Annotated in this window: 11 protein-coding genes; 1 reads left to right on the forward strand and 10 read right to left on the reverse strand. The window is 62.1% G+C overall.

All coding sequences use genetic code 11. The annotated features are described in order from the left end of the window. The first annotated feature begins 63 nt into the window (after positions 1-63). A complete protein-coding gene (locus ACERK3_01770; GenBank protein ID MFA9477012.1) occupies positions 64-1,032 on the forward strand; it encodes an AEC family transporter in 969 nt (322 codons plus the stop codon). 18 nt (positions 1,033-1,050) lie between these two features. Here ACERK3_01770 and ACERK3_01775 read toward each other — a convergent pair whose 3' ends face one another. The 10 genes from ACERK3_01775 to ACERK3_01820 all read right to left on the reverse strand — a co-directional run bounded on the left by ACERK3_01775 (position 1,051) and on the right by ACERK3_01820 (position 15,079). Further along, positions 1,051-1,917 (reverse strand): NAD-dependent epimerase/dehydratase family protein, encoded by an 867-nt coding sequence (locus ACERK3_01775; GenBank protein ID MFA9477013.1) that lies wholly within the window; start codon positions 1,915-1,917, stop codon positions 1,051-1,053. Positions 1,918-1,990: 73 nt separating this feature from the next. Next, a complete protein-coding gene (locus ACERK3_01780; protein MFA9477014.1) occupies positions 1,991-2,674 on the reverse strand; it encodes an RNA polymerase sigma factor in 684 nt (227 codons plus the stop codon). Positions 2,675-2,912: 238 nt separating this feature from the next. After that, positions 2,913-4,802 (reverse strand): response regulator, encoded by a 1,890-nt coding sequence (locus tag ACERK3_01785; GenBank protein ID MFA9477015.1) that lies wholly within the window; start codon positions 4,800-4,802, stop codon positions 2,913-2,915. A gap of 64 nt (positions 4,803-4,866) precedes the next feature. Then, on the reverse strand, positions 4,867-6,399 hold the full coding sequence (gene kaiC / locus ACERK3_01790) for a circadian clock protein KaiC (protein ID MFA9477016.1): 1,533 nt from the start codon (positions 6,397-6,399) through the stop codon (positions 4,867-4,869). A 52-nt stretch (positions 6,400-6,451) separates the two neighbouring features. Next, entirely contained in the window at positions 6,452-6,775 is a 324-nt protein-coding gene (locus ACERK3_01795) for a circadian clock KaiB family protein (GenBank protein ID MFA9477017.1), read from the reverse strand. A gap of 327 nt (positions 6,776-7,102) precedes the next feature. Then, positions 7,103-8,215, reverse strand: a complete 1,113-nt coding sequence (locus ACERK3_01800; GenBank protein MFA9477018.1) for a Gfo/Idh/MocA family protein — start codon at positions 8,213-8,215, stop codon at positions 7,103-7,105. A 227-nt stretch (positions 8,216-8,442) separates the two neighbouring features. Then, positions 8,443-12,186 (reverse strand): DUF6537 domain-containing protein, encoded by a 3,744-nt coding sequence (locus ACERK3_01805; protein MFA9477019.1) that lies wholly within the window; start codon positions 12,184-12,186, stop codon positions 8,443-8,445. A 456-nt stretch (positions 12,187-12,642) separates the two neighbouring features. Further along, positions 12,643-13,038 carry a hypothetical protein gene (locus tag ACERK3_01810; GenBank protein MFA9477020.1) on the reverse strand — a complete coding sequence of 132 codons (396 nt, stop codon included), beginning with the start codon at positions 13,036-13,038 and terminating at the stop codon, positions 12,643-12,645. Next, entirely contained in the window at positions 13,035-13,319 is a 285-nt protein-coding gene (locus tag ACERK3_01815; GenBank protein MFA9477021.1) for a NifU N-terminal domain-containing protein, read from the reverse strand. The genes ACERK3_01810 and ACERK3_01815 overlap by 4 nt, the downstream gene beginning before the upstream one ends. Before the next feature lie 83 nt (positions 13,320-13,402). Continuing rightward, positions 13,403-15,079, reverse strand: coding sequence for an SPASM domain-containing protein (locus tag ACERK3_01820; protein MFA9477022.1), 1,677 nt, complete (start codon positions 15,077-15,079; stop codon positions 13,403-13,405). Between the last annotated feature and the right edge of the window lie 34 nt (positions 15,080-15,113).

Raw genomic sequence — 15,113 nt, forward strand, 5'->3', positions numbered from 1 at the left:
CCTTCGACAGTTTTACGCCTCGTCCGACAACACGGCGGGCAAAACTGCTACCTTAGCCTGCTCATGGACGCATGGCTTACAATGATCTCGGCGGTGCTGGCGATCTTCGGCATCGCCGCCCTGGGCCTCATGACCAGGCGGTTGAACTGGCTGACGGAGAAAGCCGACAACACGCTCCTGCGGCTGGTGGTCAACCTGCTGATGCCTTGCCTGATCCTTGATGTGATCCTCGGCAACGAACGGCTGCTTTCGCCGTCGGATTTCGCCCTGCCGCCGATTGTCGGTTTTTTGTCGATCGTGCTCGGCTTCGCGGTCGCTGCGGGTGCCGCGCATTTTCTTCGCTGGCTGCCGGGCATGCAGACCCGTGCCCAACGCCGAACGTTCGTGCTATGCGTCGGTATCTACAACTACGGCTACATTCCCATCCCGCTGGCGACCGCGCTATTTGACGACGGTCTGGCGGTGGTCGGCGTGCTGTTTGTCCATAACATGGGCGTCGAAATCGCCCTGTGGACTGTCGGCATTCTTGTCATCAGCGGCAACCTCGGCCGAGACTGGTGGAAGCGCCTGTTCAACCCGCCGCTGCTGGCGATCCTCGCGGCGATCGTGTTGAACCTGCTCGGCCTCTACGTCTACGTGCCCGCATTCATCCATCAGGTTCTGCACATGCTCGGCGCTGCCGCGATCCCGCTGGCGGTGCTGCTGACCGGCGCGATTATCGCGGACCATCTCGGCCAGGCCAGCTTTCGCCACGGCGTCGGCATGATGACCAGCGCGTGCTTGCTTCGACTCGGCCTGTTGCCAATCATGTTCATCGCCGCCGCCGCGATGTTTTCCGGCTCAAGCGAGCTGCAACGTGTGATCGTGCTCGAAGCCGCCATGCCCGCCGCCGTCTTTCCCATCATCATGGCGCGACACTACGGCGGCGACCCGGCGACCGCCATTCGCGTCGTCATCGCCACATCCTTCGCGAGCCTGCTGACCATGCCGCTCTGGCTGCAAGGCGGGCTGCATTGGCTGGGTGTGGGATAGGCGATGCACGGCTTGCTGTTATAGCTGTTCGCGGATGCCTGACGGCTGATCATGGCCTTGCTCGCTATGCGGTTGCACGTTTTCTCTGAGGTGAAGCGACTGGAGGCGTGGGTTTTCTTCGCTGAAGTCGTCTTGCGGTTCGTAGCCGAGCATCTCGCGGGTTTCGGAGATATCCATTTGGTTGAAGACGTTTTTCGATAGGCCGTGCGCAATCGCAAAGCGCAGCGATTCGTTGTCAATGCAGCATTGGATAAGCTGGTTGAGATCGCGTCGAGAGACGAAGGCGTTCATCATGCCGATCTTGTCGGGATCGCGAGCGGATTCCAAGGGCTGAAACCCGCCGATGCGGATCGCGATCGCGGAGAGGCCATGCTGTGTCGCCATGAAGCGAGCCATGGCTTCGCCGAAGCATTTGGATACGCCGTAGAGGTCGCCGGGATTCACCGGGTCGTCCGGCTTAACCTGCACATCCACCGGGTAGGCGGAGACCGCGTGGATGGATGACGCAAAGACCACGCGTCGACAGTCGGCGGCCTTGGCAGCGACGAAGACGTTATACGTGCCGACGATGTTCGTCTTCAGCACGGTCTCCCACACTTCGGAAGGACTCGGGCCGGCGGCGAGATGAACAACCGTGTCAATGCCCTGGAAGTGTTGCTTGAGTTGTTCGAGGTTGCCGATGTCCGCTTCCGCCGTTCGTCCATACGACGCGAGGGTGGCAAGGTCCGTACCAGGCTGATCGATCAAGGTCAGGTCGTAGCGGGCGTGCGAGTGCTCGGCGAAGTAGGACCCGATACGCCCTGCGGCACCGGTCACGAGCACCCGCCGACGTTTGTCAGCTGGCTGAACACGCGGCTCGGTCTCAGTCACGAAGGCGTGGGCCATGCAATTATTCACACCGGGCAATACACGCAACCACTGGCTCGGCCAGCACGCTTGCTAAACAAGCATGGCTACCCTACCCCGCCACGGAGGGAACCAACTTCGATTGATGAGGCGCCACCCCTGCAATGGGCTGCGACGCACAGCGATCGATCATTTCATCGCGAAAACGTGCCAACCCCAAATGGACTCGCGTCTTGACAATCGAGACAGGCAGATCCAGTCGCGCGGCAATCTCGTGATGGCTTAGCCCGTCAAAGAAAGCGTACTGCACGGCAACTCGCTGCCCAGGCGGAAGCATAGCCATCGCCCGCCGAGCCTGTCTGCGACGTTCGACAATCCAACTCGCCTCTGGCGATTTCAATGAGTTGCCATCAGCCACATCGCCATCGCGGGGCTCGTCCACAGCCGCCTCGGGTTCACATGTCGAAGGGTCGCGCATCTGCTCGGTCGCTCGCTCTCGTGCCAGCTTCAGAAGATAACTCGACACGGTCTTGGACTTGACACCGACGCGTTCCGGCCGACGCCACAACTCCGTGAAAACATCCACCAAAACGTTTTCGGCCTCAGCCTCGTTTCCCAAAACGCGCAAGCAGATCGCGTAAACCACTTTTCGATAGCGATTGAATACCTCATCAAGCGCGTCCGCGTCACCTTGGCGAATCGCTTCAAGCAGATCCGTATCTGTGACATGCTGTTTGCCACGACCTTGATCGGTCGACAAACATGAAGGACGCTCTTCCAGACCGGGGAAATTCATCGCCCACGCTCCTCAAAATCAAGCTCAACGGTGCGAAACCGGCGACGGTGCGTTTGCACCGCCTGATCGACGCAAACTCATGCTCGACCGATTTCGCTCACGAGATCTCAACCCGCGAGCTGACAGGCAGCATACTCGATGCAGGAGCCACTTATGAACGGTGCAACCCCCCTGTATTGGGTGGGGGATGCCCCGAACTGCCGTTAAAGGCGAACCGGCAGTCAGACAAGGTTATGATCTATCTGCTCTTATGGCCGTGCCCGAGCCGCTCGCCGAAAATAGCGGAGATCAGTTCGTCGGTGGGGCTGCCTTTGGGCAGGTACGCGTCGACGCCGGCGGCGTACATAGCCTGCTCCACATAGGGGGCGTCATACATCGACAAGCCGATCAGCCGCGCGTCGGGCCACTCACTGCAGATTGAACGCACGGCGTCGATCCCGTCCATCCCGGGCATGGAAACGTCCATCACAACGACATCGGGCCGTAGTTCGCGAACCAGCCGGACGGCCTCCATGCCATCGCCCGCTTCACCCACAATCTGAATCGTGGGGTACTGCGCAAGCAGGCCCGCGAGGCCTTCACGGACGCTCGGGTGATCGTCGGCGAGCAACAGGCGAAGCGGCCGTGAACTCGCGTCCGCCGCCTTGCGAGGAGGACTGTCGGCAAGGTTAGTCGACGCTTCCGCATCGTCGGCCTGGGAGGCGACCGCATGCGCTCGCAGCGGCGCGCGGATGATGGTTCGCGTGCCATTGCCCGGCTGACTGTCGACCTCAAACGAGCCGCCCCAGTATTCGAGTCGCTGCCGAATGTTGAACAGGCCGAAGCTGCCCTCGTCCGGCCGACGTTGCGACCGCGTTACGTCCATGCCCTGGCCCCGATCGGCGACAACGATCTGAATCTCATTCTTGTCAGACGTGATCGTCACGCTCGCCTCGTCGACGTTGGCGTGCTTGACGACATTCAACAACAGCTCGCGCACCGACTGGAACAGAAAGGTGCGCAGCTCCTCCGTCGGCTGCTGAGTCAATTCCTCAGCGTCAAGCGTGACCGCCAGGTTGTGCCGCTGCTGCATTGTTCGGCCGAGCCACTGAATCGCGGAAATCAGCCCCAACTCATAAAGCATCGTCGGGCTCAACTCCACCGTCAACGACCGCGACACGGCGATCGCCTGATCCAGCAACTCCAGCCCTCGGCCAGCCGACTCGGCCACCGTCGTTCCGTTCGTGCCCTTGCTGATCATGTCCAACTGAATGCGGACAGCCACCAGCCACTGCTGAAGATCGTCATGCAGCAACTGCGCCAGCCGACGCCGTTCACTTTGCTCGACACGCGAAAGCTCCGCCGAGAGCGCCTGCATCTGCTGGCGATAGCTTCGCAGTTCCGCCTCAATCGCCTTGCGAACACTGATGTCGCGCAAGGTCGCCAGCACCGCCGGCTCGCCCGCCCACCGTAGCTGGGACACGCGCATTTCAGCGATGCCGCCGCTGCCGTCGCGCCTGTAAATGGCGATTTCCGTCGCCTCACCGTTCACAACCGGAACACCAAAATGCGTTCCCAACAGCTTCGCGATCGGCTGATTCAGCAACTGTTCCGCCATCGGGTTCGCGAACTGGATGACCCCTTCCTGATCAATCACCAACATGCCATCCGCGTTCGCGTTGATCACGGCTTGAAAACGCTCAGACTCCGCGATCGCATGTTGGCGCAGACGATCACGCTCGATCGCGTAACTGATCGACCGCACGAGCACATCCGGCGACAGGCTCGTGCGCAGCAGATAATCCTGCACGCCGCCATGCACCGCATGAACTCCCGACAGCGGAACATTCGTGTGATTGATCACGATCACCGGGGGAAAACCGCCCTGCCGAGTCAGACGCAGCGTTTCTTCAAGCGAAGCGTGGTCGCCCGAAGGCAGGTCGATCAACACCGCGTCAAACCGGTCGCGCGCGTGAGCGATCAACTCCTCGTCCAGCGAATCCACATGCTCGGCAACAAACATGCCCGCTTCAGCGTTGGCAAGCATCGGCTCCAGCCAGCGTGCATCAGAGCCAGGCTCCGCCACGATCAGGACGCGAACCGTCTGTTCGGGACTGCCATCATCCTTTGGTGCAAACAGCGCTGCCATACAAACCGCCAGCCTCTGCCCCCAGTGATGAACCGACCCCAAGGCGTTTCACCGAGAAACACCACTACCCCTGATCGCCAAGAATCGACAGATGGCCTGCCAGGATGCCCGCCATATCAGCGAACGGCTCACCAATGTCCATGCCTTCGCTCGTAATTCGGAACTGACGAATACTCTTATCGTGCGCCGAACCACGCATCTTGAGCACCGTCACACCACGATGCATTTCGCCTTTGAATTCAACGTAACGCAACAGCAGTATCGCATCGGTCAGCGTCGAAATATGCTGCTCCGTTACCGATCGGCTGCCGAAGAGGCTATCGCTGGTGGACGTGTATAGCCCAGCCACTTGCGCTTCCTTGAGCATGGAGGTCAGGCCGAGCGCAAATTCGCGAAACGCCGACACACTGCCGATCCGTTGCAGCGCGGTGATGCTGTCCACGACAACCCGCTGTGCCTTGAAACGCTTGATGACACTGCGGACGCGGGCGAGGTGATCTTCCAGACTGCCAGATTCGGGGAACTGGCAATGAATTTCGACCAGCCCGTCTTTTTCCATGCCTTCCAGGTCGATGCCCCAGCTTTCCGCATTGCGCATCAACTGCGGTCGGCTTTCTTCGTAGCCGAAAACCACGGCCCGCTCCGACTGCTCCGCCGCGCCACGGAGAAACTGCATCGCGGTGAGCGTCTTGCCCGTGCCGGTGGCTCCGGAAACGATCGTCACGGAATCGCGGAAAAAGCCGCCGCCGCACATCGCGTCCAGCGCTTTGCAGCCGGAGCTGATCCGCTTGTCCGTCGAAGGCTGCTCGAGCTTCAGTGTGCCCAGTGGGATCGTCTGAATACCGTCTGAAGAAATGCTGAACGGAAACGCGCCGCTGGCATGGTCGCTGCCACGCATTTTGAGCACTTCCAGCGTTCGCCGACGGCGAGAAATCTCCGGCACGTTGCGAATCAGCATCACCGAGTCGGCGACGAACTCTTCCACCCCGAAACGCGATAACCGGTCCGACTCGCCGGGCAACTGCTCCGTGGTCATCAGCGTGGTGACGCCCGCTTCGTTCAAAGCCGACGTAAGGCGAAACAACTCCCGCCGTACGATGCCCACGTCTGGAAACCGCATGAACAGCGCAGCAAGCGAATCCACCGCCACACGCGTCGCCTGCACCTGCTCGATGGCATACAGCACGCGGGCACGCAAAGCAGCAAGGTCGTAATCCCCCTTGACCACCACTTCGTTTTCGTCGGCCCGCGGCGAAGCATCCACGAACAGCAGTTTTTTCGCCGACTCCATGCCCGCAACATCCCAGCCGAACCGGCTGAGGTTTTCGCGCAGGTCGGCCACCGATTCTTCGAATGTAACGTAGACCCCCGCCTCGCCGAACTGTTCGACCCCCGCAGCCAGATACTGCCCGCACATGACCGTCTTGCCCGTGCCGGACGCCCCGCAAAGCACGGCAGCACGCCCCCGGACCAAGCCCCCGCGCGTCAATGCATCCAACCCCGGAATGCCGGTCTTCAGCCGATGATCAGTATTACTTTGTGAGTCCGGCCCCTTCGCCCCGGTTCCCTTCAGGTCTGATGATTTCGATTCAGCCATGATTAATCCCTGTCACCGCCCTCATCAGTCTGTGGGCCCTGCGTTGCCATCCTTAGCCGTCAGCCGGGTCTTTCGCACCTTTCGGTTCGCCATTCATTTCCGCCATATGGAAATCCAACCCTTCCAGCACCTTATCGCGACTGGTCAGGTCACCGATCACACGCCGTAGCGGCGGCGGCAATTCCTTGATCAACGTCGGTGTTGCAAGAATGCGATTGCGCTCGGCCAGCTCCGGATGCTCCAGCACGTCAACCACTTCCAGGTCGCATTCGCCCTGCAGATCGTCCTGACAGATACGGCGGATCGCCTCCACGGCGCGCTCAACCCGCAAGGTGCGACCTGACACGAATAGCTTGAGACGAAACTGTTCACCCATAAACGCTGCACGAAAGCTTGGCGCTCTCATGCCCAACGGTTCCGATTCCGCATGGCGAACCCACCTTGGTCGAAAGCCAACGCCCACTGCGCCACGCCTCGACTCAGGTTTTTCTACCCTACACCTCAAAGTATACGGGAAAGCAATTAGGTGAGTTTCATCGCCTCGCCAACTTGCGATATTTTTCTTCATGGCCGTGTTATCGCAGAAACAGCCCTGAAATCGCCGTTCTGGCGGCGGGCGCAACGATATTACCGCCGACGCCGGAAGCTACGACAGGCTCGCCAATAACAATTTCAGCATGCTCTAGGCTGAATGGCGATCGGGCTACTTGGCCATCGCCCGCTCGGCCAACCCTGACAGAAAATCGTCGAACGCGTCCCGATCCGTGGGCAGATCCACCGGCTGCTGCTTCAGGCCCGACAGCAACATCGCGTTGCCCAACTCAAGACCGGAGACACCCTCGGCGGCGGGCGCGATCAGCTCGTCCTCATGGAGGATCGCGTTGATGAAGTTCTCCATGATCGCACGATGGCTGTTGCCTTCTTTTTCCGGATCAATGCTCACGTGCGTCTTGCCCTGCCGGTCGCGGAGCCGATCGTCGCCCATGAGAAACGCGCGAACGGGCACATTGTTACGCATCAACGTGATGGGCTTACCCGGCTCGGCAATGAGCGTGCCGTTGTCGCCTACGATCTCCAGCCGATTGATGTCCGAGTACTCGGACGTGGAAGTACTGAACGTGCCGGTCGCGCCGTTTTCAAACTCCAGCAGCGCATTAACCTCGTCTTCCACCTCGATGTGGTGGTACTTGCCCAGGCCGACCTGGGCCGCGGCGACGCGCGTCGGTTGGCCGACGAACCAGCAAAGCAGATCCAGGTTGTGCGGGCATTGGTTGATCAGCACACCGCCGCCCTCGCCTTTCCATGTCGCGCGCCACCCGCCCGAGTCGTAGTACGCCTGCGTGCGACACCAGCTCTGGATCGTCCAGCTGACACGCATCAGCTCGCCCACCTCGCCGGTGGCGACAAGCCGTTTGACCTCGCGCCAGAGTGGTGTCGCGCGTTGATTGAACATGGCGGCGAAGACGAGTTCGGGGCGTTTGGCCGCCGCGTCGACCATCTCCTGCGCAGCTTTGGCGGTGACGGCTAACGGTTTTTCGGTCAGTACGTGGATGCCCTTTTCAAACGCGGCGAGCGTATAGGGCGGGTGGAAATAATGCGGCGTGGCGATGAACACCGCATCGACTTCGCCGGAGTTGATCAGCTCGTAGCCATCGGTGAACGTTCGCACCTCATACTGCTGCTTGAGTTTTTCGAGCGACTGCTCGTCCACATCCGCCGCCGCGGTAAATTTGAGCCCGGCAATGCTATCGAAATACCGCATGTGAACTTGAGCCATCCCGCCACATCCGATGACACCCAGCCTTACCTCGTCCATGCTAATTTGCTCCCGCAATTTGATTATGTGAGCTTTACGTCGTGTCGAGCGATGCGAATCACAGCACCTGCCGCGCGTTCATGCCCGGCCGTGCTCGCAATCACCAACACGCCGTTGGCAAGATACGCTCGCCACGATACCCCCACACGCCCGCCGAGGCCATTTGCCGCGACCGGGGTCGATGCCATCGCAATACATGCTGATTGATGAAAGCAGCCCGGCCAGGCTCATGCCGCGCCGCTGAGCACGGGCAGCCGAATCGAGCCGTCGTGATTGCGCGGCGCCGGCAGGTCGGCAGGGTCGAACGTCTCAGGGTCCATCGCGAGCAATTGCTCGGCCCGTCGCTTGGCCGCCTCCATCTTCGGGTAGCGCACCTCGCGATAGCCGGTCGCGCTTGCAGGCGTGCTCATCACCGCCACCCAGCGATGGTAATCACGCTGGCCGTCCCACGCGAGGCGGTCGACCAGATCGATATACCAGTCGCGGAACGCGCGCTCGCGAGCGTGCCATTGCGGCAGCACCTTGCGCAGGAACGAGCAGCCGGACATCAACCGGAGTTGCCAGTCACGGCTCTTCCACTCGAAGCGGACCGTACGGCCGAAGATTTCAAACTCCGGCCGATTGTGATGCTTGTACAAAATCCGATCGCCACGCTCGGGGTTCACATTGAACCGCCGACGATCCTTCCGGTATTTCTCCGGCGAGGTCAGCATCGCCGCGACATAAACCTCGTCCTTGATCAACATCACCTTCGCGAGATTCCACACCACCGCCCGCGTCACGGCATAGTCATGCTCGTGTGAATCCTTGTGAAAGACTTCAACGAGACGATGACAATACTGCCTCGCGTAGTCGATGCCGCCCCAGATCACGCAGTCGTAGGCGCGGATGATCACGTCGCGCATCATCTCGTCGTCAACGCGCATGCCGCGCGTCGCGCGGAAGGTGCGACGCATGAGCACGCGATACTGCCGGGCAATGCGCTCGCCGCGCTTCCCGCCATACCACGCACGCAGCGTGTTGACCTTGCGGCGGAGACACTTGCGGGCCGACTCCACCTCGTGCTGATGCTCCACCACGAACAGGTCGGGTCGCACGGCGATCTTGCGGCCGATGTTAAAGGCACGGATATTCCGGTCGGCCTGGTCGCGCGTGATCGTGCGGATCGCCTTCTCGATCGCTTCCTGCTTCAACGGCAGGTAGCCCTTCTGGAACGCAATGCCAAGCATCATGATGTTGGCATATAGCTTGGTATCCAGCACACGCTCGCAAAGGTCGCCGACGTTGAACGACACGTACTGCTGCGCCTTGGTGTGCTTGCGGATGGCCTTCTCAAGGTCGGCGATCTTGAAGTCATCTCGCCCCATGAGCGTGAGAATGGTCGGCGTCTTGGCGGTGTTGACCACGGCTGTCGTGTGATCGACCGACGCGACGCGGTACGGCTGGCGCGGGTCCAGCGCGCGAGCGGCTTCGAGCAGATCAACGCCGATGAGCAGGTCCGCCTTGCCGTAGGGAATCAACGCGGTGGTGAGTTTCGGATTTCGCGATTCATGTTTCGCGTTGGCAGCGCCGTTGCCGTTGGCGTTTTGACCGTTGGCATCGGTCGACTGCTGTCTGCTGTAGACGAGTTGGCTGAACACGCCGCCGTTGCGGATGGCCAAGCCCTTCTTGTCGACGAACTGGACTTCATAGCCCATCTCGTGGCCGGCGAGGACGAGGATGCTCGTGGCCGTGCCGATGCCCATGCCGCCGACGCCGGTGAGGTAGCATCGCCACGTGTCCTGGTCCGCGTGAATCGGGCGGGCCGGCTCGGGCAAGTCGCTGAGGCGAACGTGCTCGTCGCCCATGCGCTCCGGCTGTTTGCGGAGGATCGTCACCTCCTCAAAACTCGGGCACGCGTGAATCCGTTGGCACGCGCCGTCGTTCACACACCACGAAAAGTCGGTCTGAATCTTCGGCCCATAGTCCGTGTCAACCACCTTCAAGCCCGGACAGCCCGTCTGGTTCGTGCACTCAAGGCAGAACTCGCAGACCTCCGTCGACACGTTCATGTGCGTCTTCTTCGGCACGTAGCCCTTCTGACGCACGACCTCACGCTCGGCACGCTTCGCCCGGCGGTTGTACGTGATGCCGCATTCCTTGTCGGCGATCACGATCTTCACCCCGTCGGCGAGCAGCGTCTGCTCCATCATCTTGCGATAACGGTCGCGATCCTCCGGGCTGATGCGGACAATGCGAACATCCCGCTTCAGATGACTGGGCACCATGCCCTTGACGATTCGCTCGATGTCCAGCGGGTTCATCACCTTGCCGGTGAGGTCGAGTTCGACGCCGGCGTGGCCCTGATGGCCGGTCATCGCGGTCGTCTTGTTGTCCAGGATGATGTAGGTGATGTCCTGGCCGTTGTAGATCGACTGGCTGATGGCGACCTGGCCCGAGTGATAGAACGTGCCGTCCCCCATGAACACAAGCTGCTTGTTGTCGATAAACGGGTCGACGCCCATGCCGGTCGCCCCGCCGAGGCCCATGCCGCTGTAGTTGTGCATCAGCGGCTTGGTCGGCTCGAACATCAGCATCGTGTAACAACCCGTGTCGCCATGCGCCACCAGATCGACCGGCTTGCGCTTGTGCACGCGCAGCATGTATTCCGGGTCGAGCAGGTCCTGCCGCAGTTCCAGCAACACGCTCGACGAGTCGCGGTGAGGGCAGCCGGGGCAGAACGTCGGCGTGCGCAGCGGCAGGTTGATGTCCACCTTGCCGGTCGCTTCGATGCGCTCGACCTGTCGGCTGAGGTTGCCGTTGGTCATCTCGCTGGGCAGGCCGGTGTGATCACGCAGCAGCGGAACGAGGCGTTCAATCAGCAGCGACGGGTTCAGCCCGCGCGTGCTCGGAATGCCCGGCAAGCCGTTGGGGAATTTCTTGCCATAGACCTCAACGTCCATCGTTCCCGACTGGCGAAGGCTGTGCAGCGCTTCGACCACCTGGCGTTCAACGAAGCCGCGACGCTCTTCGACGACAACAATCTGCTTGCATTGCTGGGCGAACTCGGCGACGAGTTGCTCGTCCACCGGGTACGCCATGCCGAGTTTGAGGATCGGCAGCCGACCGGCGAGGCCCATCTCCTCCAGCGCATGCGCGAGGTAGGCGTAGCCCACGCCATAGGCGATGAAGCCCATCGGTGCGGTTTCGCCCTTGTGCGGCTTGTTGACGATGCGGTTGATGCCCAGCTTGCGGGCCGCTTCCTTCACCGCATTGTGACGCTCGTCCATGCCGATTTCGCGCTGCCACGAACGCGGCGGCAACAGCACGGTCTGGTCGAGGTTCGGCTCGATGTCCTTCGTGTAAGAGAGCGTCTTTTTCTGCTGTTCGTTAACGACCGGGTACTGGTTCGGCCGACAGTGCACGGTCCCGCCGCCGTCGGCGGTGGTGACGGTCATCGAGTAGCCGATGTAGATCTTGCCCGCCTGCCCGAGTTTGAAGGCGAGGTCGATCCAGTCTTTGACTTCCTGCGGGCAGCAGGGCTCGATGATCGGCATCCGCACGGTCTCGGCCATGTAGCGCGAGTCGGCGGGCACTTGTGTCGAGTCGGACCACGGGTCGTCGCCGCAGATGATCAGCCCTCCGGAGTCGCCGCGCGTGCCCGCGAGCACGCCCAGCGCCAGCGCATCGGAAGCCACATGCAGGCCGACGGACTTGAAGCAGGTGATTGCGCGGGCCTCGATCATTTGCGCGCCGTTGACCATGGCAACGGAGAGGGCTTCGTTCGACGCCATCTTGCCGACGATGCCATGCGCGGACAGGAGCGGTGCGATCTTCTGCGTGGTGTCGAAGAAGCCTGCGACAGGCGAGCCGGGATAACCGGTGAGCAGGTGGACGCCGCCGATGGTTTCGAGCGCACCTTTCACCAGCAACTCGGTGCCGGTGAAGATGGCCGGCCCCACGTCCTGAATAAAGCGTGGATCAACTTTCATTTTGGCCAAGGTATCTATCCGTTCGAATCGGCGACGACGCGGGAATGGGCACCGTCGGCCGCGGTTGGCGAAGCGTCGGCGTGGCCGAGGGGTCGGCCGGCGTGCACGACGCTCGGTTGTTGTTTCGCATGAACGCTTGCCCGCCTGGGCGTCAATCCGTCAGGGGCGGGCAGATCAACCGGCGTACGACGCCGGGTGGAATGTTCAGTCGAGGTTCGCAAAAGCATCATGCTCGGCATGGGCGCCCACTCCTGCGTCACAGCCGGAGGGAACCCCGGCATTCCGGCATTTCTCCGCCCCCTTGACGCCGGTGCAACCTCGGCTGACTCACGTCATATGAGGCAGATTCACCCTGCCGCCGTGGCGGGCTTTTCCCCTACCTGAGCAATGGGGCCATTATAGGTCCAAAACCACCTTGTCAGCAAAGTTTTTTCCCAGGTTGCCACCTCGCCCCACTTACACCACCGGCCTGACAGCCCCCAACCATCGATCCGCCACCAGTCGACGCAGTGTGATCACTCCCTCGAACCGCCCCATCCGCACCGTCAGCACCCGCCGATCCGCCGTCCAGACGCCCGGCCGAACCGCCCCGGCATCCACCCGCCGTACCACGCCACGCCCCTCACCAATCGGCCCCTGCCGATGCAGATACACCCGCCGATGGGCCGGCAGTTCCGTAAGCAGCAGCCGACCCGCCGCCGACCAATGCCCGCTCGTCAGCCCGACGCGGGCCGTCCACAACGGCGCATCCTCGCCCGGCAAGGTCGGATCGCCCATCAGCCAGTCAAAATGCCTGCCGCAACGCGTGACATGCTCCAGTAAAACCGTGGGCTGCGTCTGCATCGTGCTCACACCTTCTGCTTCATCGCCGCCTTGAGCACCCGCCGAACCTTCGGCGACAGTGTCGTCCACCGCCCCGCGTCCGACTTATTCACCGTGCAGAAATCGCCCAGCAACATCACCCCGACCACATGCTCGATCGCAAACAGTTGCAACGCCAGTTCGTCCCCCGCCGCCTGGTCGACATGTGTATAGCTTCGCCGTTCGCCATTCGTCACCGCGCAGTTCAGGTTGAACTTTCGCGCGTTGGGGTTCGGCGTCTCCTCCACCGTGATCTTCAGCCGGCCGAACATGCCCGCATCATAAACAAATCAATGCCCGCGGATCTGATTCACCGACCACCAATCAGCGTTTAGCAATTAACAATCAGCGATACCTACGGCCGATGCCACTCCCGACAACGCGAGCACGGGTCCAACACCTCAAACCGCCCCGCCGCATGTTGCTCGGCAGGCTCGGCCAACCGCCGCCAGAGCTCGAGCAACGGCGTCGTCTGTGCCTCACCCACCGCGGCCTGGCCCTGCCAGTCCTGATCACACAAGGCCACCCGGCCATCGCTTAAAATCGTCATCCGCCCGCCCAGCTGTCGGCAGGCCTCGCGACGCGGCGGCGTCATCACCACCGGGCTCTGCTCCGGCATCAACCCACAGCCCGACTGCGCCGGCTCGATGATCGCGTGTCCTTCCACCATCATCCAACGATCGAAAAAGCTTTCCATGTCCGGCAGCGTCTCGGCTGTCTTCACCATGCGCGGCACGATCCACCGCACCGCCGACTTGCCTTCGTCAAGCCGTTGCCGACGTGCGTCAAAGAGATATTGCAGGTTGTCCGTCACCTGCTTGAAGCGGGCCTCACCCATGACCGCCTCATACGTCGCAGCGCGGTCGGCGTTCAGCCGAACGGTCAACAGGTCGATGGGCAACTCGTGCAGCCGATCAAGCGTTGCCTCATCGCAAAGCAGGTCGGTGTCCACGCCAATGCTCATCACGCCCGCCTCGTGCGCCGCGATGATGATCTCGTCCCACTGCGGATGCAACAGCGCATCGCCGATCCCGCCCAGCCGCAGCGCCACGTCGCCGGCCGTCTGCTCGTCGCCGAGTTGGGAAACGATCCGCTGCGCCAGGCCCGCGTCCAGGTTCGGCCGATCGAAGGTCACATAATGCCGCGGCGTGATCGGCCCGGCGACCGCTCGGCTCGGCGTCAGCTCCAACGCCACCTGCTGCGGCAGGCGACGCCAACGCCAGTCGCGCTGCTCCGCCTCGATCGCCCGCGCCGCGTCCGTCACCGTCACCGCGCTGGCCGACGCGAAGTCATCGCCCAGCTGGTCGGCGATCGCGCGGATCAGATCCACACTCCGCGGCGTGTCATACACAAACCGCCGATTCATATCGCGCACCGTGTGCGGGATCGCATGATTCAAGTCCCGCCCGATCGGATCGCCCTGCGGCCGCCTGGGCTGATACGTCAACCCCGTGCCGAAACTCCCCTGCGAGCTGACCAACCGCTCCAACGCCTCGCGATGCGCCACCACACAGGACAGGCCCGGCGGTGCCTGCGAAAACGTGAGCTTGTACGCTGCCGGGTCTTCACAATGCCGAGCCAGTTGCCCCTCGGCGTACGCCGGCTCAAACAGACACCACTCCGCCCGCAGCAGCACTGCCGACTCGGCGTTGTGCTCATCCATCGCCGCCACCAGCGGCGCCGCGGGCAATACTTCATCGAACGCCGTCGCCCCGCCGAGGCCGCCGCGCCATGCCGTCGGCGCCCACCGCCGCGCCGCGACCCAACGCGCGTCGCTCGTCGGCATCATTTCGCTCGGCGTCTCGAACAGTTGCACCGGCTTGTCGAAGCGTTCCGCCGCGATCAGCCCCGCCACCGCCGCTGCCTGCCCCGCCGGGTGCACGAGCACCAACCGACTGACGCCCGACAGCGTCGCCGCCCGCCGCAGCGTGTGCGTCAACACGTTCGCATCGCCCAGCACATCACCCAGCCGGGCCCGGTGCCCAAGTCGGCTTCGCTTCGTATCAGTCACAATCAAAGCAATCGGCGGCATAAAAATGGTTCAGTCAATAACCCGAAGTCCATCC

The sequence above is a fragment of the Phycisphaerales bacterium AB-hyl4 genome, from assembly GCA_041821185.1.
GTDB lineage: Bacteria > Planctomycetota > Phycisphaerae > Phycisphaerales > Phycisphaeraceae > Natronomicrosphaera > Natronomicrosphaera hydrolytica.

Coding starts and splice junctions, on each gene's coding strand:
- ACERK3_01770 (MFA9477012.1), top strand. CDS start 64: ATGGACGCATGGCTTACAATGATCTCGGCGGTGCTGGCGATCTTCGGC.
- ACERK3_01775 (MFA9477013.1), bottom strand. CDS start 1,917: ATGGCCCACGCCTTCGTGACTGAGACCGAGCCGCGTGTTCAGCCAGCT.
- ACERK3_01780 (MFA9477014.1), bottom strand. CDS start 2,674: ATGAATTTCCCCGGTCTGGAAGAGCGTCCTTCATGTTTGTCGACCGAT.
- ACERK3_01785 (MFA9477015.1), bottom strand. CDS start 4,802: ATGGCAGCGCTGTTTGCACCAAAGGATGATGGCAGTCCCGAACAGACG.
- kaiC (MFA9477016.1), bottom strand. CDS start 6,399: ATGGCTGAATCGAAATCATCAGACCTGAAGGGAACCGGGGCGAAGGGG.
- ACERK3_01795 (MFA9477017.1), bottom strand. CDS start 6,775: ATGGGTGAACAGTTTCGTCTCAAGCTATTCGTGTCAGGTCGCACCTTG.
- ACERK3_01800 (MFA9477018.1), bottom strand. CDS start 8,215: ATGGACGAGGTAAGGCTGGGTGTCATCGGATGTGGCGGGATGGCTCAA.
- ACERK3_01805 (MFA9477019.1), bottom strand. CDS start 12,186: ATGAAAGTTGATCCACGCTTTATTCAGGACGTGGGGCCGGCCATCTTC.
- ACERK3_01815 (MFA9477021.1), bottom strand. CDS start 13,319: ATGTTCGGCCGGCTGAAGATCACGGTGGAGGAGACGCCGAACCCCAAC.
- ACERK3_01820 (MFA9477022.1), bottom strand. CDS start 15,079: ATGCCGCCGATTGCTTTGATTGTGACTGATACGAAGCGAAGCCGACTT.